The following is a 232-nucleotide window of genomic DNA, read 5'->3' as shown; positions in this document are numbered from 1 at the left end:
AGGTGAAGCAATGGCCGTAATTAAAGCGAACAGCAGGGATGTAGACATGCTGGCAAGACTGATGCGCGCCGAAGCGGAAGGCGAAGGGGTCCTGGGCATGCTGATGGTCGGCAACGTCGGCGTCAACCGCATCCTCGCCAACTGCCTTGACTTTCGCGGCATCCGCACGATGAGCCAGATGGTGTTCCAATCGCCTGGCGGCTTCGAAGCGGTGCAAAAGCCGTACTTTTAC

General features: G+C 58.2%; 1 pseudogene. It reads left to right on the top strand.

The annotated features are described in order from the left end of the window. Positions 1-10: 10 nt before the first annotated feature. Positions 11-232 (top strand): annotated as a pseudogene (locus LD028_RS09565) (cell wall hydrolase); the annotation flags it as partial.

Source organism: Anoxybacillus sp. LAT27 (genome assembly GCF_022030075.1).
Lineage (GTDB): Bacteria > Bacillota > Bacilli > Bacillales > Anoxybacillaceae > Anoxybacillus > Anoxybacillus kestanbolensis.
The sequence above is the reverse complement of the archived record's forward strand: the minus strand, read 5'-3'. Positions and strand labels throughout refer to the sequence as shown.